We start from the raw sequence: 20,481 nt of genomic DNA, 5'->3' as shown, positions 1-20,481 counted from the left end.
ACGCTACCGGTCGCACCACGTCGGACCCGAGTCGACCGTAGGCCGATATCAGACCGGTATCCGGACGGGGGTGCCGATCGTGACATTCCACTCACTCGCGACGGCCGGGCTCCTACTTGCCGAGCGCGGCCTGCATCACCGCCTTGGCGATCGGAGCGGCCAGCCGGCCGCCGCTGATGCCGTCACGGTTGTTGGAGCCGTCCTCGACCACGACCGCCACCGCGACCGACTGGCCGTCGGCGGTCTTGGCCCAGGAGGTGAACCAGGCGAAGGGGAGCCCGGCGTTGTCCTCGCCGTGCTGTGCGGTACCGGTCTTGCCGCCGACCGTCAGGCCCGGGATCTTGGCGTTCTTGCCGGTGCCGTTCTCGACCACCGACACCATCATCTCCTGCAGCTTCGCGGAGGTGGCCGGGCTCATCGGCTGGGAGAACTGCTTCTCGGTGTGCTTGGAGATGGTGGTCAGCGAGGCGGAGCGCTCCTGGTCGACCAGGTAGGGCTGCATCAGCGAGCCGTTGTTGGCGATGGCGGCCGAGACCATGGCCATCTGCAGCGGGGTGGCCCGGGTGTCGTGCTGGCCGATCGCGTCCATCGCGGTGCCGTCCGGGCTGGAGTTGCTCGGGTAGACGCTCTTCTCGGAGCGGACCGGGGTGTCCACGGCGCTGTTGAAGCCGAACTTCTCGGCCTGCGCCCGCAGCTTGTCCTTGCCCAGGTCGACGCCGATCTTGCCGTAGACCGTGTTGCAGGACTGGTCCATGCCGGACTTGAGCGTGGCGTTCTCGCAGCGCTCGTTGGGGCTCTCGTTCTTCAGCTGCGTCGTGGTGTTCGGCAGGATGTACGGCTCGGGGGTGGTGGTGGCGTCGTCGATGTTCTGGAACAGGCCGTTCTCGAACGCGGCGGTCGCGGTGACCAGCTTGAAGGTCGAGCCGGGCGGGTACGTCTCGCGCAGCGCGCGGTTGAGCATCGGCTTGTTCGGGTCCGCGTTGAGGTCCGTCCAGGCCTTGGAGTCGGCCGAGTCGCCGCCGGCGAAGGTGCCGGGGTCGTAGGACGGGGTGGAGACCAGCGCGAGGATCGCGCCGGTGCGCGGGTCGATCGCGACCGCCGCGCCCTTCTTGTTGCCGAGGCCGTCCCACGCGGCCTTCTGGGCCTTGGCGTTGATCGTGGTGACCACGTCGCCGCCCTTCTTCGGCTCCCCGGTCAGCATGTCCAGGGTGTTGCGGAAGAACAGCCGGTCGTCGCTGCCGGACAGGATGCCGTCCTCCAGCTGCTCCAGCTGGCTGCTGCCGAAGGACTGCGAGGAGTACCCGGTGACCGGTGCGTACATCGGGCCGTCGACCCAGGAGCGCTTGTACTTGTAGCGCAGGCCGTTCACGAAGTCGGACTGGGTGACCGGCTGGCCGCCGACGATGATGTTGCCGCGCGGGTGGGCGTACCGGTCGTACACCTGGCGCTTGTTGTTCTTGTTGTTGGCCCAGGCCTCGCCCTGGACGCCCTGCACCCAGTTGGTGCGCACCATCAGGGCCAGGATCAGGACGAGGCAGAAGATGGAGACCCGGCGGATCGGCTTGTTCACGAGGCTTGTCCCCCCTGGTTCTCGGCGGCGGGAGCGGGTTCCGCCCCCGGGCGGCGGGCACTGTCGCTGATCTTCAGCAGGATCGCGACCAGGGCCCAGTTGGCGACCACCGAGGACCCGCCCTGGGCGAGGAACGGCATGGTCATACCGGTCAGCGGGATCAGGCCGGTGACGCCGCCGGCCACCACGAAGACCTGCAGCGCCATCGCCGAGGAGAGGCCGACGGCGAAGAGCTTGCCGAACGGGTCGCGGGCGGCGACGGCGGTGCGCAGGCCGCGCTGGATCAGCAGGGCGTAGAGCATGAAGATCGCCATCAGGCCGGTGAGGCCCAGCTCCTCGCCGAAGGAGCCGAGGATGAAGTCGCTCTTGGCGGCGAAGTCGATCAGCCAGGAGCGCCCCTGGCCGAGGCCGGAGCCGGTCACCCCGCCGGAGCCCAGCGCCATCAGCGACTGGCCGATCTGCTCGGTCGCGCCCACCGGCGGCTTGGGCGCGAACGCGGCCATCGGGTCGAGCCAGGCGTTGATCCGGACCTTGACGTGGCTGGCGGTGGAGGCGACCGCGACGGCGCCGCCCACCGACATCAGCAGACCGAAGACGATCCAGCTGGTGCGCTCGGTGGCGACGTACAGCATCACCACGAAGAGGCCGAAGTACAGGAAGGACGAGCCGAGGTCGTTCTCGAAGATCAGGATCAGCAGGCTGAGCAGCCAGATCACGATGATGGGGCCGAGGTCGCGGCCGCGCGGCAGGTACAGGCCCATGAAGCGGCGGCTGGCCAGGGCCAGGGCGTCGCGCTTCACCATCAGGTAGCCGGCGAAGAAGACGGTCAGGATGATCTTGGCGAACTCGCCGGGCTGGATCGAGAAGGCGCCCATCCGGATCCAGATCTTGGCGCCGAGGTCCTCCTTGCGCTCCGGGAAGAAGGCCGGTGCGGCGAGCAGCACCAGGGCCGCCGCCATCGAGATGTACGTGTAGCGCTGGAGGACCCGGTGGTCCTTCAGGAAGACCATCACCACGATGAAGAACGCGACCCCGAGGGCCGACCACATCAACTGGTTGGCGGCCGCCGGGTAGTTGCTGTGCAGCAGCTTCCCGGCCTTGTCGAGCCGCCAGATCATCACCACGCCGAGCCCGTTGAGCAGGGTGGCGATCGGCAGCATCAGCGGGTCCGCGTACGGCGCGAAGCGGCGCATCAGCAGGTGCGCGACCAGGGCGAGCGCCCCCATGCCGAGGCCGTAGCCGAGCATGCCGGTCGGCAGCGTGCCGTCCATGGCGAGGCCCACGTTGGCGTACGCGAGGACCGGCAGCACCACCGCGAAGGCCAGCATGGCCAGCTCGGTGTTGCGCCGGTTGGGCGTGCCCTGCGGGGAGATGGTGGTGTTGCCCCGGCGCCGGGAGGAGGCGCGGTCGGCGGGTACACCGGTGGGCGGCTGGTCGCCGGACCGGCTGTTCGGGCCGCTGCTCAGGTCGAAGGTGCTCACGTGGAGGCCGCTCCCTGACGGCCGGCGGGCCCGCGACGGGCGGCCCTATGTCGGGTCGCGGCCGTCACGGCTTGGGGCAGGAGTCGGCCCGCTGCCGCTCCTCGTCGCTCAGGCCCGGCAGCTCGCCCGGCGAACCGGCGGCCGGGGCGGCGGCGCTCTGGCTGGGCGCGGCCGTGCTCGGCGAGGCGGTCGGGGTCGGGCTCGGAGTCGGGGTGGACGTCGGCCCGGCCGCGGCCGGGCCCCGCAGGCTCGCGCCAGGGCTCGGCGTGGTGGTGGCGGCGAGGAATCCGACGTGCGTCACCGCACCGGCGGGCGCGACGGTGGGCTGGGTCGCCGGCTGGCCGCCCGGCGCCGCCGGGTTGGCCGCGGCCGTCCTGGCGTCCGAGACCTTGCGGCAGAACGTGACCTGCTCGCCGAGCTTCTTCACCTTGTCGTCGGCGTCGCCCAGGCTGCTGGCCGAGATGGTGTTGGTGACGTGGGTGCGCTGGTCCTGCGGCAGGAACTTGAGTTCGACGTCCTTGTACGAGGTGTGCACCGAGGACAGGCTCAGGCCGGCCAGGCTCTGGTTGATGCCCTGGTAGACCGCGACGTGGTCGCCGTCCACGCCCACGTAGTACTGGTCCTGGGTCCACTGGTAGCCGAAGAACCCGGCGCCGCCGAGCAGGCCCAGCGTGACCAGCGCCACCATCGAGAGCTTCAGCGCCTTGCCCTTGCGCTTCGGCCGGTCCTCGTCGTCGAACTCCTCGGTGCCGTACACCGACGGCTCGCCGGCGCCGTAGCCGTCGTAGCCCTCGGCCGGGCCGAAACCGCCCGGCGCGGCGCCCGGGTAGCCGCCCTCGTAGCCCTCGGGGGGGCCGAAGGCGCCCTGCGGGGCACGCCCGAGGCCGGCCGCCCGGCCGGCCGGGGTGTCGCGGATCGACTGGTCGGCGGCGGCCGAGGACGGCGGGGTCTCGGCGACCGCGCCGACCACCACCGGGACGTCGTTGTACTGGCCGCTCAGGGTGTCCGTGGCGCCGACGTCGATGACGTCCGCCACGATGCAGGTGATGTTGTCCGGACCGCCGCCGCGCAGCGCGAGCTGGATCAGCTCCTGCACGGTCTGCTCGGGGGAGTAGTAGCTCCCGAGGGTGTCCTGGAGGGTCTGGTGGCTGACCGGGCCGGAGAGGCCGTCGGAGCAGATCAGATAGCGGTCGCCGGCCCGGACCTCGCGGATCGACAGGTCGGGCTCGACCTGGCCGCGGCCGTCCAGCGCCCGCATCAGCAGCGAGCGCTGCGGGTGGGTCTCGGCCTCCTCGGGCGTGATCCGGCCCTCGTCGACCAGCCGCTGCACCCAGGTGTGGTCCTGGGTGATCTGCACCAGCGCGCCGTCGCGCAGCAGGTACGCACGGGAGTCGCCGACGTGCACCAGGCCCATCCGCTGCCCGGTCCAGAGCATCGCGGTGAGGGTGCAGCCCATGCCCTCCAGCTGCGGGTCCTCCTCGACCATCTGCCGAAGCCGGTCGTTGGCACCCTGGACGGCGTCACCGAGCAGGGTCAGCAGGTCGGCGCCCGGCACGTCCTCGTCCAGGCGGACGATCGAGCCGAGCACCTCGGAGGACGCGACCTCGCCGGCCGCGGCGCCGCCCATGCCGTCGGCCACGGCCAGCAGCCGCGGCCCGGCATAGCCGGAATCCTCGTTCCCCTCCCGGATCAGTCCCTTGTGGGAGCCGGCGGCGAAGCGCAGCACCAGGGTCATGCGACCTGAGCCCCCCTCTGGGTCATGGACGGGATGCTGTCCCTCATGCGCTACTACTTCCGCAGTTCGATGACGGTCCTGCCGATACGGATCGGCATGCCCGGCTGGAGCGGGGTCGGCGCGGTAAGGCGCTGCCGGTCCAGATAGGTGCCGTTGGTGGAGCCTAGATCCTCGACCGTCCACTGCCCAGTCTGATCCGGATAGATCCTGGCATGCCGGGAGGACGCGTAGTCGTCGTCCAGCACGATGGTGGAGTCGTGCGCGCGGCCCAGGGTGATGGTCTGGCCCTGCAGCGCGACGGTGGTACCGGCCAGTGAACCCTGCACCACGACCAGCTGGGTGGGGGCGCCTCGGCGGCGCCCGCCGCCCTGGGTCTGGGTGGCCGGAGCGCCCTGCGGCTGCGGGGCGCGCCCGGCCGCGGGTGCGGGGGCGGCGGCGGCCGCGGCAGCGCCGCGGCGGGAGGACCGGGGATTCACCCTGGTCCCGAACAGGTCGCTGCGGATCACCTGGACCGCGACGATGACGAACAGCCACAGCACGGCGAGGAAACCCAGCCGCATGACGGTCAGGGTCAGTTCTGACATGGCCGGCCCGCCCGTGAGTGAGCGAAGCGAGCGAACAAATCGGACACTACCCTTCGACCTGTCGGTAGACGATGGTGGTGGAGCCCACGACGATTCGCGAGCCGTCGCGGAGCGTAGCGCGCTGGGTGTGCTGTCCGTCCACCACGATGCCGTTGGTGGACCCCAGGTCGAGGACCATCGAGGGGGTGCCGGGCCGGATCTCGGCGTGCTTGCGGGAGACCCCGGGATCGTCGATCCGCACGTCCGCCTCGGTGGAGCGGCCGAGCACGCAGGCGTTCCCGGTGATCTGGTGGCGGGCGCCGTTCACCTCGATCCAGCGCCGCATGGAGGTGCCGTGGCCGGCGCCCGGGAAGGGGCGCACGTTGCCGCCGGCGGGGGCGGGCTGGCCGGGGGGCACGGCGGGCGGCGCGGCCGGCGGCGGGGGCGCGTAGGGCGCGCCGGCGTTCGGCTGCTGCCACGGTGCGCCGGGGGCCTGGGCGGCCGGCGGGCGGCCGTAACCGCCGCCCTGGGTGGGCTGGTGCGGGGCCGGCGGGGCCTGCTGGGGCGCCTGCTGCTGGGGCTCCTCGGCCGCCAGGGTGCGGCTGCGCACCCGGTACAGGCCGGTGTCGAGGTCGTCGGCCTTCTCCAGGTTCACCTGGAGCGGGCCCATGAAGCTGTACCGCTGGGCCTCGGCGTACTCGCGGACCATGCCGGCCAGCTCGCTGCCCAGTTGGCCGGAGTAGGGGCTCAGGCGCTCGTGGTCGTGCGGGCTCAGCTCGACGATGAAGTCGTTGGGCACGACGGTGCGGTCGCGGTTCCAGATGCTCGCGTTGTTGTCGCACTCGCGCTGCAGCGCACCGGCGATCTCCACGGGCTGGACCTCGGATTTGAACACCTTGGCGAAGGTGCCGTTGACGAGACCCTCGAGTCGCTGCTCGAACTTCTTCAGCACTCCCACGGGGCACCCCCTTCCAGGGTTTCGTTCGCCTGCCTGCCGACCGGATCCCGGGGAGCCGGTCGCGCCTACTTGCGGTACTTCCGTACTGATCGTATCCACGCCCGGGCCATCCGTACGGTTCCCGTGGCCGTGTGGTGCCCGGGGTGGGCTCGGACACACAGGGTGACGCATGACCGCGGCAGCATGCCAGGGCTACCCGTCCCCGGGGCCCCTCATCCCTCGCTCGCCTGTTCGCCGGGCAGCCGTTCGGATGCGTTCGGCCTCCCCGGGAAACGGATTCGGAGGTGACCCGCAGGTCGTGCTACTGTTTTCCACGTCGGAAGGGGCACCCGCAAGGGGGCCGGATCGAAGAACCGCGAACGCCATATGGTAGCGAGTGGTTCGGTTGATCGGCTGGCATCTACGACAAACACCCATGCGCGGGTGGCGGAATAGGCAGACGCGCTGGATTCAGGTTCCAGTGCCCGAAAGGGCGTGGGGGTTCAACTCCCCCCTCGCGCACAGCGAAACCCCGCAGATCTTCGGATCTGCGGGGTTTTTTTGTTGCCCCGACTCCCGGGCCCGGGCCCCCACGGGGGCTGTCTGCCGCGGTCAGTCCCGGGTGGCGGGGAGGTCGGCGAGGACCTTGAAGCCGCCGTCCGGGGTGGGTTCCGCGGTCAGGGTGCCGCCGAGCAGCTGGGCGCGCTCGCGCAGGCCGACCAGGCCGTGGCCGCCGCCGGGCAGTGTCTCGGCCGGCACGGTCGGGGGCGCCTCGTTGCGGACCTCCACCTGCAGCCGGCGGCCGGTGGCGCGGACCCGGACGTGGACGGCGGCGTCCGGCGCGTACTTGGTGATGTTGGTGAGGGCCTCCTGGACGGTCCGGTAGGCGGCCCGTTCGACGGCCTCCGGCCAGGGGCGGTCGCCGGGGGCCAGTTCGCTGTCGGCGGCCAGGCCGCTCTCCTCGATCAGCCGGGGCAGGTCGGCCAGCCGCGGCTGCGGGGCCAGCGGGGCGTCCGGGCGCAGTCCGGCGGCGCGGAGCACGCCGACCATCTGGCGCAGCTCGTCGAGGGTGCGTACGGACAGCTCGCGGATGGTGCGGGCGGTGGTCGCGGCGGCCGGGTCGGCGGTGCTCACCTGGAGCGCCCCGGCCTGGATGCTGATCAGGCTGACCTGGTGGGAGACCACGTCGTGCATCTCCCGGGCGAGCCGGCCGCGTTCGTTGACCAGCACCCGTTCGGCGAGCAGCCGGCTCTCGCGCTCCTGGCCGCGGGTCAGCTCGTCCAGCCGGGCGGCCAGCTCCCGGCGGGTGCGGGAGAGCAGGCCGGTGGCGGCCGGGCCGGCGGCCAGCATCACCGACTGGATCGCGTACAGCGCGGTGTCCCGGCTCGGTTCGAAGTTCTGCTCGGAGAGCGGCCAGTGGAAGAACTCGACCAGCGCGAACAGGGTCGCGCAGGGCACCACCACCCTGGGGGTCGGGCGCTCGGCGGCGACGGTGTAGACGGCGGTGATCGGGGCGAGCCAGATGTCGTCGACGTAGCTGCCGGGCATGGTCAGCAGCAGCACCGTCACCGGGAAGCGCCGGCGCCAGAGCAGCACCACGGCGGCCGTGGCGGAGAGCAGCACCTGCCACCAGGGGGCGTCCCTGGCCACCAGCGCGGCGTCCACCAGGGAGTAGAGGGCCGGCAGCAGCAGCATCAGCCAGGGGGCGGTGGCCCAGGCCGGCAGCCGTCGTGCGGGGGCGAGGTCGGCGCTGGTCATGCCCCGTTGCCGGGCTTGGGCCGGACCAGGCCGGCCCGGTGGGCGACCACCGCGGCCTGCACCCGGTTGGCGGCGCCCAGCTTTCCGAGGATCGCGCTGATGTGGTCCTTGACGGTGCCGGTGCCGAGGAAGAGCCGGTCGGCGATCTCCGCGTTGGACAGGCCCTCGCCGAGCAGCGCGAGCACGTCGAGCTCCCGGCCGGTGAGGGTGCGGGCCAGCGCGGCGGCCTCGGCGTCCGGGCCGCCGCCGTCCACGTAGCCGCCGATCACGGTGCGGGTGACGGTGGGGGAGAGGATGTTGCCGCCGGCCGCGAGCACCCGGACGGCGTGCACCAGCTGTTCCGGGGCGGTGTCCTTGAGCAGGAAGCCCGCGGCGCCGGCCCGCAGGGCGGTGCCGATGTACTCGTCGGTGTCGAAGGTGGTGAGCATCGCCACGGCGGGAGGGTCGGGGAGCGCGCGGATCCGGCGCAGCACCGAGATGCCGTCCAGGTCGGGCATCCGGATGTCGAGCAGCACCACGTGCGGGCGCAGACGGTGGACGGCGTCCTCGGCCTGGCCCCCGGAGCAGTCGCCGACCACCTCCAGGTCGTGGGCGGAGCCGACGATGAGGCCGAGGCCGGAGCGGACCAGGATCTCGTCGTCGACGATCAACACGCGGGTGCTGGTGATGGTCCCTCCTCGGTTCGAACGGCCGGGTCCGGCCGCTCCACATGGGTGGATTCGAGACTAGGGCCTGTCGTCAAACTCCCGCCTGCGCGGCGCCGCCGGGCCCGGTGGGCAGCGGGTTCGCCAGGCCGAACGGGCGGTCGCCGCAGCACCCCCGCCGTTCGGCGGGGGTCGGAATCGGCTACCGGGTTCACGCAATTCTCACCCGGGGTGGGGAACCATTGATTTGGCTGGCCCTTCGCCGGTTTTCCGGCCGTGGCGAGGGTCGCTGGTCAGTCCGTCGGGCCCGTGCGGGCGCCCGGCGCCGGGCCGTGTGCGGATGCGCCCCACCATCTGATCGTTTGGAATTGAGCTGTGTCGTCCACTGTGAAGTCGGAGCCGTCCGCCGCGCCCGCCGGGCCCCGGCCCGTTTCGCCGCTCGAGCGCTGGCGCCCCAGGGCCGCCGCGTCCACCGTCTGGTACCTGCGGCTGCTGGCGCTGCTGAACCTCGCGACGGTCCTGCTGGTGCCGTTCCGGGACCAGGTGCAGACGCACAACGAGGGCGAGTACTTCACCCCGTACCTGATGACGGCCGGCCTTGCCAGCGCGGTGCTGTCGATCTTCCTGGCGATCGCGATGCGGCGGCGCAAGCGGGCCGCGTGGATCTTCAACCTGGCGCTGGCCGGGCTGTTCGCGACGCTCTACCTGCTCGCGATGGTGCTGCCCGGCGAGCATTTCAGCCACCACCCGCTGAACTACTTCTCCACCGTGCTGACCTGCCTGTTCGTGCTGGCGCTGCTGGTCGGGCGGAAGGAGTTCACCTCCAAGGGCGACCGCTCCAACCCGAAGACCGCGGCGGCGGCCTTCGTGGCCGGGCTGCTGTTCGGCGGCGGCGTGGGGGCGCTGCTGGTCTGGATGAACAACAGCCTCAAGGGCGCCGACTTCTGGGACCTCTTCCGCTACTCGGTCGGCCGGATGATCACGATCACGCCGTCCGAGCACCTGCGCTCGGTGATCTCGGCGCCGACCTGGGTGAACGCCTTCATCAACGCGATGGGCGCGGTGCTCTTCCTGCTGGTGCTCTACGTGGCGTTCCGCAGCCCGAAGGACAAGGAGCTGCTGAACCCGGAGGACGAGGAGCGGCTGCGCGGGCTGCTGGACAAGCAGGGCGAGCGGGACTCGCTGGGCTACTTCGCGCTGCGCCGGGACAAGGCGGTGGTCTTCTCCCCCAGCGGCAAGGCGGCGGTGACCTACCGGGTGGTCGGCGGTGTCTCGCTGGCCTCGGGCGACCCGATCGGGGACCCGGAGGCCTGGCCGGGGGCGATCGACGCCTGGCTGTCCGAGGCCAGGGAGCACGCCTGGGCGCCGGCCGTGATGGGCGCCTCCGAGGAGGCCGGGGTGATCTACGCCCGGCACGGGCTGGACGCGCTGGAGCTGGGCGACGAGGCGATCGTCGAGCTGGACGAGTTCTCGCTCGACGGCCGGGCGATGCGGGTGGTGCGGCAGGCGTACAACCGGGTCAAGCGGGCCGGGTACACCGTGCGGATCCGGCGCCACCAGGACATCCCCGAGTGCGAGATGGGCGAGCTGGTGGCCAAGGCCGACCAGTGGCGCGACGGTGCCACCGAGCGCGGCTTCTCGATGGCGCTCGGCCGGCTGGGCGACCCGGGGGACGGGCGCTGCGTGATGCTGGAGTGCCATGACGGGGACGGCGAGCTGAAGGCGCTGCTGAGCTTCGTGCCGTGGGGTGCGGACGGGCTCTCGCTGGACCTGATGCGCCGGGCCCGGGACACCGAGAACGGCCTGATGGAGTTCATGGTGATCGAACTCCTGCAGCGTGCGGAGGAGGTCGGTCTGGCCCGGGTCTCGCTGAACTTCGCGATGTTCCGCTCGGTTTTCGAGCGCGGCTCGCGGCTGGGTGCCGGACCGGTGCTGCGGCTGTGGCGCTCCGTGCTCGGCTTCTTCTCGCGCTGGTGGCAGATCGAATCGCTGTACCGGGCCAACGCCAAGTACCGGCCGATCTGGGAGCCGCGGTATCTGCTCTTCGAGAAGAGCAGTGAGATTCCGCGGATCGGCATCGCCAGCGCCCGTGCCGAGGGCTTCATCACCGCGCCGAGCCTGCCCGCCCTGTTCCGTCGCCGACACTCCGGGCCCGCCGTCGCGGCGCCCCGGGTGCCGACGGCGGCACGGGATGGGAAGGGGTAGTTCCTCCGCCGGGGGGCGGAGGAGACCGGGGGGGTCCGGATGGGGGTGTCTCGGGGTGTTCTCTCCCCCCAGAGGATGACTCCGTTCCGGCTTTTATGCCGATGTGGATTCATTAATCGGCTTCTAATGTTGGGGTAGTCGGGAAGGCGTTTCGCGGCTTCGGGGATTTGGAGAGACGGTTGTGATTCACAGGACCCACGCGGGGGGCGTGCGAAAGGGGCCGCTGGCTATTGCCGGAGCGGCCGCTGTCGCCGAGTGGGGGACGCTGTTCGGAACGGTTCGCGAGCAGGTGCTGCGCAAGAGGTTCGCGGCCGTTCCGCTCGCCACCACGGCGACCTGTCTGATTCTGCTGTTCAGCATCGTGCAGCACCTGCCGGGCGGGGAGCGCCTCGTCACCCACATCGGGGTGGTGAAGGCCGCGCTGCCGCTGGACGTGTCGCTGATGCGCACGCCGCTGTCGTTGTACGTGCCGGCGCTGGACCTGCCGGTCTGGGGGGCGCTGGCCCAGGTGTTCGTGGTCTTCGGGCTCGCCGAGATCGTGCTCGGCCGGCGGCTGACCCTGGTGGTCGCCTACGCCTGCACCCTGGCGGGGACGCTGTTCGCCCGGGTCGGGGTGGCGATCGGGCCGGACCACATGTTCGGCTTCCCGAGGTGGGTCGCGTACGTGCGGGACACCGGGCCCTCGGCCGCGGTGGTGGCGCTGGCGATCTGCATCGCGTTCCGCTGCCGGGCCTGGTTCACCGGCGGCCTGGTGGTGGTGCTGATGGTCGGCGAGGCGGTCGTGCTGCCGAACCTGGCGGGTCTGGAGCACGTGGTCGCGGTGATCACCGCGCTGCTGATCGCCGTCTCGGTGGAGGTGTTCGGGGACCTCTGGCCGCGGGTGCTGGCCGGGGTCGTCGCCGCGACCTCGGTGGCCGCCGCGGCCTCGAAGGAGGTCGCGGCGGAGGCCCGGCGCCGGACCTCCGCGGGGGCGGCGATCCCCTGAGCCGCCGCCCGGCGCCTGTGGTCAGGCGCCGGGCGCCTTCGGGGGCAGCGGGAGTTCGAACCAGACCACCTTGCCGACGGCCTTGCGGGCGGTGCCCCAGCGCTCGGCGAGCTTGGTGACCAGGGTCAGGCCCCGGCCGGTCTCGCCGAGCTGCTCGGCGGGCTCCAGGGACGGCAGGTTGTGGTTGTCGTCGCTGACCTCGACCAGCAGCTTGTCCACCCGGATCAGCTGGAGCTGGACCCGGTCCCGGGCGACCCGGACGGCGTTCGTCACCAGCTCGCTGACCAGGAGCTCGGTGGTGTCCGCGAGCGCCTCCAGGTGCCAGCCGGCCAGCTGCTCGCGGACCAGCGCGCGGGCCCGGCGGACCTCGCGGTGGTCGACGGTGAGGTCCCAGGTGGCGACCTCGGTCGGGGCGACCCCGTCGAAGCGGGCCACCAGCAGGGCGACGTCGTCCTTGCGGTCGTCCGAGTGCAGCCGCTCCAGCACCACGTCGCAGGCCTCCTCGGGGCTGCGCTGCGGGTCGATCAGGTTGCCGCAGAGCGCGGCCAGGCCCGCTCCTATGTCGCCGCCCCTGACCTCGACCAGTCCGTCGGTGCAGAGCACCAGCATCGAGCCGTCCGAGACGTCGATGGTCTTGGCGACGAACGGCACCCCGCCGACGCCGATCGGCGCGCCGGCCGGGATCTCCAGCAGCTCGCCGGAGCCGTCCGGGTGGACCAGTACCGGCGGGACGTGGCCGGCGCTGGCCAGCTCGCACGTCCGGTTGATCGGGTCGTAGACCGCGTACAGGCAGGTGGCGAGATGGTCGTCGCCGAGCTTGTGGGCCAGGTTGTCCAGGTGGCGCAGCAGCTGGCCGGGCGGGAGGTCCAGCGCGGCGAGGGTCTGCATCGCGGTGCGGAAGCGGCCCATCGCGGCGGCGGAGTGCAGACCGTGGCCCATCACGTCGCCGACCACCAGGGCGACCCGGCTGCCGGGCAGCTGGATCGCGTCGAACCAGTCGCCGCCGACCTCGGCCCTGGAGTCGCCCGGGAGGTAGCGGTGGGCGATCTGCACGCCGGGGATCTGCGGCGGGCGGGTCGGGATCATCGAGCGCTGCAGGGTGGTGGCGACCCGGGCCTCGGCGCGGTGCAGCCGGGCGTTGTCCAGCGAGAGCGCGGCGCGGGCGGCCAGCTCCTTGAGGGTGGCGGCGTCGCCCTCGTCGAAGGGGGCGCGGTCGGGCAGCCGCAGCAGCTTCAGGATGCCGAGCACGGTGCCGCGGGCGGAGAGCGGCACCACCAGCATCGAGCGGCCGGAGACCACGGTGGCGAGCCGGGCGCCGCCGAGGGCGGCGGCGTAGTCGACGGCGACGTCCTCGCTGACCACCGGGACCAGCACCGGCTGGTTCTGCTGCAGGGCCATCCCCGGCGGGGTGCGGCGGGGCATGGCGACCAGGGCCCCCTCGGGGAGCACGTGGTCCCACTCGCCGGCGGACTCGTTGGAGGCCAGCGCGACCCGGCGGAGCATGGTGTCGTCGTCGGGGCGGGCCGCGGGCAGCTCGGAGTCGGAGATCAGGCCGTCCAGCAGGTCGACGCAGGCGAAGTCGGCGACCCGGGGGACCAGCACCCGGCAGAGCTCGTGGGCCGTGAAGCCGAGGTCCAGGGTGGTGCCGACCTTGCCGCCGACCTCGTTCAGCAGGGCCAGCTGCTCGCCGGCCTGGCCGTTGGTGACGAACGGGCCGAACCGGCCGACCTGCGGTGAGCCGACCTGGGGTGTGGCGCCCTGGGGTGTGCCGACTTCGCGCCCGAAGGCGGACGGGGTGCCCCCGGGGGCCGGGACGGCGGGCCGGTCGGCCGGCGGGGCGCTGCTCGGGCCGGTGCTGGGGGCGGCGTCGGCCCGGCGGGTCTGGTGGCCGTTGGCGGACGGCTCGACGGCGGCCTGCTCGATGGTGGCGCCTCCTCTGGGCGGGGCCGGGACGGACGGACCGGCGCTCGCCGACGCGCCGCTCACGGCGCCGGCGGGCTGCGCGGCCGGGTGGGCGGGCCGGTCCGCCGCCTCGCGCTGGCCGGGCAGCGGGCCCGCGGAGCGGCGGCCGGGGGCGGACTGCTCGGGCTGGGGCGGCGGGCCGAGCCGCGCGGCGCGCTGCTGGGCGGTGGGGTAGCGGCGGCCGAGCCCGGCGGCGGCGTGGGCCGTCCCCGGCTGGGCGTCGAGGGGCAGGACGGGCAGCACGGTGCTCGCGTCCAGCCGCAGGGCGGGCAGGCCGCCCCGGTCGAGCCCGCTCAGCAGGGCGGCCCGGTGGCCGGCGCCGGTCGGCAGCAGCCGGGCGAGCGGCTCCGGTACCGGGCGGCCGGGCGGGGTCAGGGCGGCGGAGAGCCGGTGGAAGCCGCCCCGGGCGGCGGGCGCGGCCGCGAACGGCAGCAGCCGCTCGCCCAGGGCGAGCCGGGGGCCGGTGGAGCGCAGCGGGCGGGCGTCGGCGGCCAGCGCCAGCAGGCCGCCGTTCGGGCCGGGCACCGGGTAGGCCCACCAGAGCACGTCGCGCAGGTGCTCCTCGCGGTCGACCACGGGCATCTGCCCGGCCCAGCCGCCGGTGGCGGCCGTGAGCCCGGCCAGGGTGTCCAGTGCGTCGCAGCGGCGGCGGGCGGCGGCGGCCGGCCCGGGGATGCTCCGTGGCTCGACGGCGGGCAGCAGTCCGGACGCGGGGCGGTCGTGGGCGACCTCGGCGCGGTGCCCGAACAGCTCCTCGGCGGCCCTGCTCCACTGGGCGATCCGCCCTGCGCCGTCCACCAGGACGAGGGCGAGCCGCACCAGGGCGACCACGCCTGACGGCTGGTCACCCGGCGCGGGCCCGGCGCCGTACCCCGTCGAGGGGCCGACTGGAAGCGGTGTGGAGTTGGGCTCGTCCGCCATGGATTCGGTCTGCTCCCGCCTGGCCGCCACGCCTGGAGGCGGCCGTTTCTGTGGAGGAAGGCACGCTGTGCGGATACCAGCGAAGCACGGAGAGGGCGGGGCTTGATAGCGAAACGGGGAGATTCATCCATATCAGTTGCGTGTCACACGGCGTGCGCCGCTGCGCACTCCCCGTCCACCCCGTCGGAGCACTGCGCGCGGGGGTAGGGTGGCAGGCCGGGCCGCCCCGCGGGGCCGGTCCGCAGCAGGGGAACGGCAGGACGAGACAGAGGCGAGAAGTGAGCGCGCAGAGCCCCGTCCGCTGGACGGACCCGGAGCAGCAGGAGCTGGAGGAGCGGGTCGCCGCCGCCGAACTCGCCTGGCTCACGATGGACGTCGACATGCAGACCCTGCGGGTCGAGATCGACAACTTCGCCCTGATCCACCATCAGCTGCTCGGCCCGCTGTACGCCCGGCTGGACGAGCTGGACGCCCTGGTCGCCGAGACGGTGGCCGCCCGGACCGGGCACCCGGAGGACCGCCGGCGGGCCGCCGAGGCGCGGCAGCGGGTGGACGAGCTGCCGGACCTGGACGCGCTGTTCGACAGAGTCCAGGAGCAGGACGCCGCCCCGCCGCCGGCCGCGCCCGCCAAGGTCAGGCCCGGCCGGGAGGCCCAGCGGCTCTACCGCGAGCTGGTCCGCCGCGCGCACCCGGACCTGACCACCGACGGGGCCGAGCAGCAGCGCCGGGCCGTCTTCATCGCCCGGGTCAACGAGGCGTACGCGTACGGCGACACCGCCGCGCTGGAGCGGCTGGCCGGCGAGTGGTCCACCGCGCCCGAGGCCGCGCCCGCCGAGGACTCCCCCGACCGGCTCGGCTGGCTGCGCCGGCGGCTGGAGTGGCTCAACGCCAAGATCGCCGAGACCGCCACCGAGCAGGTCCGGCTGGAGAACACCGCGATGGGCCAGCTGTTGGCCCTCGCCCCGCAGGACCCGGACCGCCTGTTGGAGGAGCTGGCCGAACAGCTGCTCGCCAAGGCCGCCGCGCAGCAGACCGAGCTGGAGCGGCTGCTCGGCGGCGGGCCGGTGGGGGACAATGGCGGAGCCCAGACCGAACCCCAGGAGAACCAGACGATGTTCGCGCAGATCCCCACCACCGACGCCGCCTCCGTGCCGGTCGACGCCGCCCTGCTGGACGTCCGCGAGCAGGACGAATGGGACGCCGGCCACGTGGAGGGCGCCCTGCACATCCCGATCGGCGAGGTCGTCGCGCGGCTGGGCGAGCTGCCCGAGGAGGGCACGCTGTACGTGCTCTGCCGGGTCGGCGGGCGCTCCGCGCAGGTCGTCCAGTACCTGGTCCAGCAGGGCCGGGACGCGGTCAACGTGGACGGCGGCATGTACGCCTGGAAGGACGCGGGCCGTCCGATGGCCGCCAGCGGCGGCCAGGACGCCTTCGTCCTCTGACGTTCGCCAGGCCGCGGGCACTCCGGGAATGCCGTGCCGGCCCGGCTCCACCGACGGGGGCCGGTAGGGCAGGATGGGCGCGACCGCGCCGGAGCCGGACGGGCGGCGCCCGACCCCGGGGGAGCGCATGGCGGAGAGCACGGACGCGCCGCCGGACGGGCGGACCTGGTCCACACCCGCGCTGGCCGTGCTCTGCCTGGCCTCGGCGGCCCTGCTCTGCGCCACCGGGCTGTTCCTCGGCGCGGTCTTCCTGCACGTCGCGCCGGCCAACTCGCTCTCCCGGGAGTACCGGGACGAGGTCGACGGCCTGGTGTACCCGGAGTTCGAGCAGAACTGGAAGCTGTTCGCGCCCAACCCGCTGCAGCAGAACGTCGCGCTGGACGCCCGGGTGCGGACCGTCGCCGACGGCGGGGCCACCCGCACCCTCGACTGGAGCGGCCTCACCGCGCAGGACATCGCCTCGATACGGGGCAACCCGGCGCCCAGCCACGCCGACCAGAACCTGCTGCGGCGGGCCTGGGACTTCTACGACGGCTCGCACAGCGCACAGGACGAGTCGCTGACCAACGGGCGCGGCAGGCTCGCCGAGCAGTACCTCAAGCGGATCGCGCTGCAGCGGATCGGCCGTACCGCCGAGGGCGGGCGGATCCTGGAGATCCAGTTCCGGGTGACCACCGGTACCGTCCCGCCGCCGGACTGGAGCGGGGAGAGCCCGCCGCCCGCGCCCCGGGTGCGGGAGCTGCCGTGGTGGCCGGTGAACGACGAGGACTACCGGGGGCTCGGGTGAACGAGGTGTCGCCGGCGCCGGACCAGACGCCGGACCAGGCGTCCGACCGCGGGTCGGAGTGGTCGTCGGTGCCGGTGCCGGTGCCGGTGCCCGGGGAGGTGTCCGGGCAGCGGCTGCTGGACGGGATCCCCCGGCAGCCGGCCCCGCCCGGACCGGAGCCGGCCCGGGCGGACCGCGGCCCCGGCCCGGGCGAGCTGTTCGCCCGCGCGTTCGCCGCGTTCACCGGGCGGGCGCTGGGCCCCTACCAGGCGGCGGTGGTGCGGATCGGCTTCGGCCTGGTCTGGCTGGCCTACCTGCTGCGGGAGTGGCCCAACCGGCGGCTGCTCTACGGCGACCGCTCGCCCTGGTCGCTGGACCTGGCCGAGCAGCTGCTCGCCGACAACGGGGCGCTGACCGTGCTGCCCTGGTTCGGCGGGCGGCTCTGGTTCGAGCTGGTCTACCACCTGGCGGTGCTGGCGGCCGTGGCGGTCCTGCTCGGCTGGCGGACCAGGGCGGCCACGGTGCTGTTCCTGGTCACCGTGCTGTCGGTGCAGAACCGCAACGTCTTCCTCGGCGACGGCGGGGACAACGTCGTCCACCTGATGGCGGTGTACCTGGTCTTCACCCGCTGCGCCGCGGTCTGGTCGCTGGACGCCCGTCGGCCCGGACCGGGCCGGTCCGGGGTGGCGCTCTGGGCCGGGCTTGGTGCGGTGCTGCTGGTCTGCGGCCTCGGGGACTTCTCCGGCGGGAGCCTGGCCTGGACGGCGACGGCCTTCCCGTACGTCGGCTGGGGGCCGCTGTTCTGGGGCCTGTGGGCGGTGGCCGGGGTCTGGTGGGCGCTCGGGCGGTGGCGGCCGGACGGCGAAGTGCGGGCGGTGCTGGACGCGCTGGCGAACATGGTGCACAACTGCGCGATGCTGGTGATCGCCACCGAGGTGGTGCTGATCTACGCCACGGCCGGCTGGTACAAGGTGCAGGGCTCGCGCTGGCAGGACGGCACCGCGCTCTACTACCCGCTGCACCTGGACTACTTCACCCCCTGGCCGGGGCTCTCCGCGCTGGTCGGCTCGGCGCTGCTACCGGTCTTCCTGATCTCCTACGGCACGGTGATCGTGCAGGTGGCGTTCCCGTTCACGCTGATCAGCCGGCGGGTCAAGAACGTGCTGCTGGCGGTGATGATGGCCGAGCACCTGGGGATCGCGGTGCTGCTCGGGCTGCCGGTCTTCTCGCTGGCGATGATCGCGGCGGACGCGGTCTTCCTGCCGACCGCCGCGCTGTGCTGGCTCGGGGCGCGCGTCGGGCGGATCCGCTCCCGGAAGGCGCCGCTCCCCTAAGCTGACCGTTATGTCCTGGTTCGCCGCACTCCGTGACACCGCACGGACCGGACTGACCCTGGACCGGACGCTCACCGACCCCAAGCGGGCCGTCCGCGGGGCCGTCGCCGTCGCGCTGGTGCTCTTCCCGACCCTGGCGCTGGGCGGGCCCGCGCTCGCCACCTCGGCCGCGATGGGCGCCTTCATCGCCGGCACCGCGACCTTCCAGCGCAGCTTCCGGCCGCGGGCCACGCTCGCGGTGGCGGCCGGGATCGGGCTCGGCACCAGCACCTTCCTCGGCTACCTGGCCGTCGGCGTGCCAGGCGGCTTCCCGGTGCTGCTGGCGGCCTGGGCCTTCGGGGCAGGCCTGGCCTGGTCGATCGGGCCGACCGCCGGGGTGGTCGCGGCCAACACCCTCGCGGTGATGCTGATCGTCGTCCAACTGCCCGTCAGCGCCCTCACCGCGCTCGGCCACGGGCTGGTCTGCGCGCTCGGCGGCGCCGCCCAGGCGCTGGTCATCACGCTCTGGCCGATCGGCAGCTGGGCCGCCCAGCGCGAGGCCCTCGCCGACACCTACGCCGAACTCGCCGACTACGCGCGGCGGCTGCGCCAGGACCCGACCGCGCACGTCGACCCGGCCCCGTTCATGACGGCCCGCCACGCCGCCGCGCTGACCCCCTGGCAGGACCGCCACCGGCCGGCCGAGCTGCGCGGTCTGCGCGGCATCGCCGAACGCATCCGCCCCACCCTGGCCGCGATCGCCGACCCCAAGGTCGGCGCCCCCGCGGAGGGCCCGGAACGCGACCGCGCCCGGGCCGTGCTGGCCGCCGCCGCCGAGGCGATGGACGCATTGGCGCGGGCCGTGCGCACCGGCGACCCGCTGCGCCTGCCCCGCTCCGCGCCCGCGCTCACCCTGGCCACCCCGACCGAGGGCCCGCAGTTGCAGGGCGCCGCCCGGCGGGCCACCCGGCGGCTGGCCGGGCTGCTGCGCAAGGCCGCCGACGCCCTGGAGCGCGGCGACGAGGACACCATCAGCACCCCGGTGGTCGGCGCGGGCGGGGCGCTGCACAAGCCGCCGCTGTCCCGGATGCTGCCGGTCGCCGCGCGCGCCGTGCGCCGACAGCTCCAACCGCGCTCGGCGATCTTCCAGCACGCCGTCCGGCTCACCGGCGTGATCACGGTCGCGTACCTCCTGGCCCGGCTGGCCGGCTTCGAGCACGGCTACTGGGCGCCGATGACCGCCGCGATGGTGATGCGCCCGGACTTCGCCCAGACCTACAGCCGCGGGGTGGCCCGGCTGGCCGGGACGATGGTCGGCGTCGCCGTCTCCACCCTGGTGGTGCAGCTCGCCGACCCGGGCGACCAGGTGCTGGCCGCGCTCGCGGTGCTCTGCATCGGCGGGGCCTACCTCACACTGCGCACCGGCTATGCGCTGATGACGGCCTGCGTCTCCTCGTACGTCGTCTTCCTGCTCGGCCTCCAGGCCGGGAACCCGCTGGTCACCGCGGTGGAGCGGGTCGGGCTGACGCTGCTCGGCGGCTCGGTCGCACTCTTCGTCTACGCGCTGTTCCCGACCTGGCAGACCGCCCGGCTCGGGGAGCGGCTGGCCGAGTGGCTGGCCGCCGCCGGGCGGTACGCGGCCGCCGTGCTGGACGGCTACGGGCACCCGGGGACGCCGCGCGGGCAGGAGGTGCGCTCGGCGCTGCTGGACTCCCGGGAGGCCCGCTCCGAACTGCTCCAGGCGATGCAGCGGGCGGACGCCGAGCCGGGCCGGCACTCCTCCGGGCTGCCCGGGGTGAGCCGCCGCCAGATCGACCGGGCCCGGGCGGCGGTCGGCCACCTCGGGCGGGCCGCCGTGCTGCTGGAGGCGCACCTGCCCGCGGCCGACGCCGAAGCCGTCCCCGGCGCCGCCGAGTTCGCCGAGGAGCTGCGGCTGGGCACGGCGCTGGCGGCGGCCGCGCTGCTGACCGGCGGCGCGGTGGAGTTCGGCGCGCTCCGGGAGGCCCAGACGGAGCTGGAGCGGCGGCTGGCCGAGGCCCCGGCCGGGGTGCACCGGGACGTCGTGCAGGCCGGCACCCGGCTGCTGCTCCAGGCGCTGAAGGACCTGGAGCGTGCGCTGCGCGGCGGCGGCACGGTCGGCGGGCAGCGCGAACGGGAGGACGCCCGGTGAGCCCGGGGCCGCGGCCGCCGGGCGGCCCG

14 protein-coding genes and 1 tRNA gene are annotated in these 20,481 nt (G+C 73.6%); 7 read left to right on the top strand and 8 right to left on the bottom strand.

What is annotated here, in order from left to right; genetic code table 11:
- Positions 1-112: 112 nt before the first annotated feature.
- The 5 genes from ACIGZJ_RS24130 to ACIGZJ_RS24110 all read right to left on the bottom strand — a co-directional run bounded on the left by ACIGZJ_RS24130 (position 113) and on the right by ACIGZJ_RS24110 (position 6,307).
- A complete protein-coding gene (locus tag ACIGZJ_RS24130) occupies positions 113-1,570 on the bottom strand; it encodes a peptidoglycan D,D-transpeptidase FtsI family protein (protein WP_392930245.1) in 1,458 nt (485 codons plus the stop codon).
- Complete coding sequence (locus ACIGZJ_RS24125; RefSeq protein ID WP_396459178.1) at positions 1,567-2,943, bottom strand: FtsW/RodA/SpoVE family cell cycle protein; 1,377 nt, start codon at positions 2,941-2,943, stop codon at positions 1,567-1,569. Before ACIGZJ_RS24125 ends, ACIGZJ_RS24130 begins: the two co-directional genes overlap by 4 nt.
- 172 nt (positions 2,944-3,115) lie before the next feature.
- Positions 3,116-4,786, bottom strand: a complete 1,671-nt coding sequence (locus ACIGZJ_RS24120) for a PP2C family protein-serine/threonine phosphatase (protein ID WP_396459162.1) — start codon at positions 4,784-4,786, stop codon at positions 3,116-3,118.
- Positions 4,787-4,839: 53 nt separating this feature from the next.
- A complete protein-coding gene (locus tag ACIGZJ_RS24115) occupies positions 4,840-5,370 on the bottom strand; it encodes an FHA domain-containing protein (RefSeq protein ID WP_392930240.1) in 531 nt (176 codons plus the stop codon).
- A gap of 46 nt (positions 5,371-5,416) precedes the next feature.
- The gene (locus ACIGZJ_RS24110; RefSeq protein WP_396459161.1) at positions 5,417-6,307 is read right to left on the bottom strand and encodes an FhaA domain-containing protein; all 891 of its coding nucleotides are present in this window, start codon (positions 6,305-6,307) and stop codon (positions 5,417-5,419) included.
- A gap of 417 nt (positions 6,308-6,724) precedes the next feature.
- On the opposite strand from ACIGZJ_RS24110, the gene ACIGZJ_RS24105 reads away from it, so the two are divergent.
- A tRNA-Leu gene (locus ACIGZJ_RS24105) sits at positions 6,725-6,808 on the top strand.
- Between the two features lie 90 nt (positions 6,809-6,898).
- Here ACIGZJ_RS24105 and ACIGZJ_RS24100 read toward each other — a convergent pair.
- Both ACIGZJ_RS24100 and ACIGZJ_RS24095 read right to left on the bottom strand, forming a co-directional pair.
- Positions 6,899-8,044: a sensor histidine kinase gene (locus tag ACIGZJ_RS24100; protein WP_396459160.1), complete on the bottom strand. Its 1,146-nt coding sequence runs from the start codon at positions 8,042-8,044 to the stop codon at positions 6,899-6,901.
- Positions 8,041-8,694 carry a response regulator gene (locus tag ACIGZJ_RS24095; RefSeq protein ID WP_396459177.1) on the bottom strand — a complete coding sequence of 218 codons (654 nt, stop codon included), beginning with the start codon at positions 8,692-8,694 and terminating at the stop codon, positions 8,041-8,043. Before ACIGZJ_RS24095 ends, ACIGZJ_RS24100 begins: the two co-directional genes overlap by 4 nt.
- A gap of 369 nt (positions 8,695-9,063) precedes the next feature.
- Here ACIGZJ_RS24095 and ACIGZJ_RS24090 point away from each other — a divergent pair, with 369 nt between their 5' ends.
- Together ACIGZJ_RS24090 and ACIGZJ_RS24085 are read left to right on the top strand one after the other, a co-directional pair.
- Positions 9,064-10,893 (top strand): phosphatidylglycerol lysyltransferase domain-containing protein, encoded by a 1,830-nt coding sequence (locus tag ACIGZJ_RS24090; RefSeq protein ID WP_396459159.1) that lies wholly within the window; start codon positions 9,064-9,066, stop codon positions 10,891-10,893.
- A 208-nt stretch (positions 10,894-11,101) separates the two neighbouring features.
- A complete protein-coding gene (locus ACIGZJ_RS24085; protein ID WP_396459158.1) occupies positions 11,102-11,878 on the top strand; it encodes a hypothetical protein in 777 nt (258 codons plus the stop codon).
- Positions 11,879-11,899: 21 nt separating this feature from the next.
- Here ACIGZJ_RS24085 and ACIGZJ_RS24080 read toward each other — a convergent pair whose 3' ends face one another.
- Positions 11,900-14,761: a SpoIIE family protein phosphatase gene (locus tag ACIGZJ_RS24080; protein WP_396459157.1), complete on the bottom strand. Its 2,862-nt coding sequence runs from the start codon at positions 14,759-14,761 to the stop codon at positions 11,900-11,902.
- A gap of 278 nt (positions 14,762-15,039) precedes the next feature.
- Between ACIGZJ_RS24080 and ACIGZJ_RS24075 the strand changes: the two genes are divergently transcribed.
- The 4 genes from ACIGZJ_RS24075 to ACIGZJ_RS24060 all read left to right on the top strand — a co-directional run bounded on the left by ACIGZJ_RS24075 (position 15,040) and on the right by ACIGZJ_RS24060 (position 20,452).
- Positions 15,040-16,203, top strand: a complete 1,164-nt coding sequence (locus ACIGZJ_RS24075) for a rhodanese-like domain-containing protein (RefSeq protein WP_396459156.1) — start codon at positions 15,040-15,042, stop codon at positions 16,201-16,203.
- Between the two features lie 127 nt (positions 16,204-16,330).
- The gene (locus tag ACIGZJ_RS24070) at positions 16,331-16,990 is read left to right on the top strand and encodes a DUF5819 family protein (RefSeq protein ID WP_396459155.1); all 660 of its coding nucleotides are present in this window, start codon (positions 16,331-16,333) and stop codon (positions 16,988-16,990) included.
- Positions 16,987-18,303 (top strand): HTTM domain-containing protein, encoded by a 1,317-nt coding sequence (locus ACIGZJ_RS24065; protein WP_396459154.1) that lies wholly within the window; start codon positions 16,987-16,989, stop codon positions 18,301-18,303. The genes ACIGZJ_RS24070 and ACIGZJ_RS24065 overlap by 4 nt, the downstream gene beginning before the upstream one ends.
- A 10-nt stretch (positions 18,304-18,313) precedes the next feature.
- Entirely contained in the window at positions 18,314-20,452 is a 2,139-nt protein-coding gene (locus ACIGZJ_RS24060; protein ID WP_396459153.1) for an FUSC family protein, read from the top strand.
- The last annotated feature ends 29 nt before the right edge of the window (positions 20,453-20,481 follow it).

Source organism: Kitasatospora sp. NPDC052868 (assembly GCF_044547105.1).
In the GTDB taxonomy this organism is placed as follows: domain Bacteria; phylum Actinomycetota; class Actinomycetes; order Streptomycetales; family Streptomycetaceae; genus Kitasatospora.
This window is presented reverse-complemented; position numbering and strand designations above follow the sequence as displayed.

Bases quoted from the DNA above. Each gene is read 5' to 3' on its own strand.
- ACIGZJ_RS24120 (WP_396459162.1), bottom strand. From the start codon at position 4,786: ATGACCCTGGTGCTGCGCTTCGCCGCCGGCTCCCACAAGGGACTGATC.
- ACIGZJ_RS24115 (WP_392930240.1), bottom strand. From the start codon at position 5,370: ATGTCAGAACTGACCCTGACCGTCATGCGGCTGGGTTTCCTCGCCGTG.
- ACIGZJ_RS24100 (WP_396459160.1), bottom strand. From the start codon at position 8,044: ATGACCAGCGCCGACCTCGCCCCCGCACGACGGCTGCCGGCCTGGGCC.
- ACIGZJ_RS24080 (WP_396459157.1), bottom strand. From the start codon at position 14,761: ATGGCGGACGAGCCCAACTCCACACCGCTTCCAGTCGGCCCCTCGACG.
- ACIGZJ_RS24070 (WP_396459155.1), top strand. From the start codon at position 16,331: ATGGCGGAGAGCACGGACGCGCCGCCGGACGGGCGGACCTGGTCCACA.
- ACIGZJ_RS24060 (WP_396459153.1), top strand. From the start codon at position 18,314: ATGTCCTGGTTCGCCGCACTCCGTGACACCGCACGGACCGGACTGACC.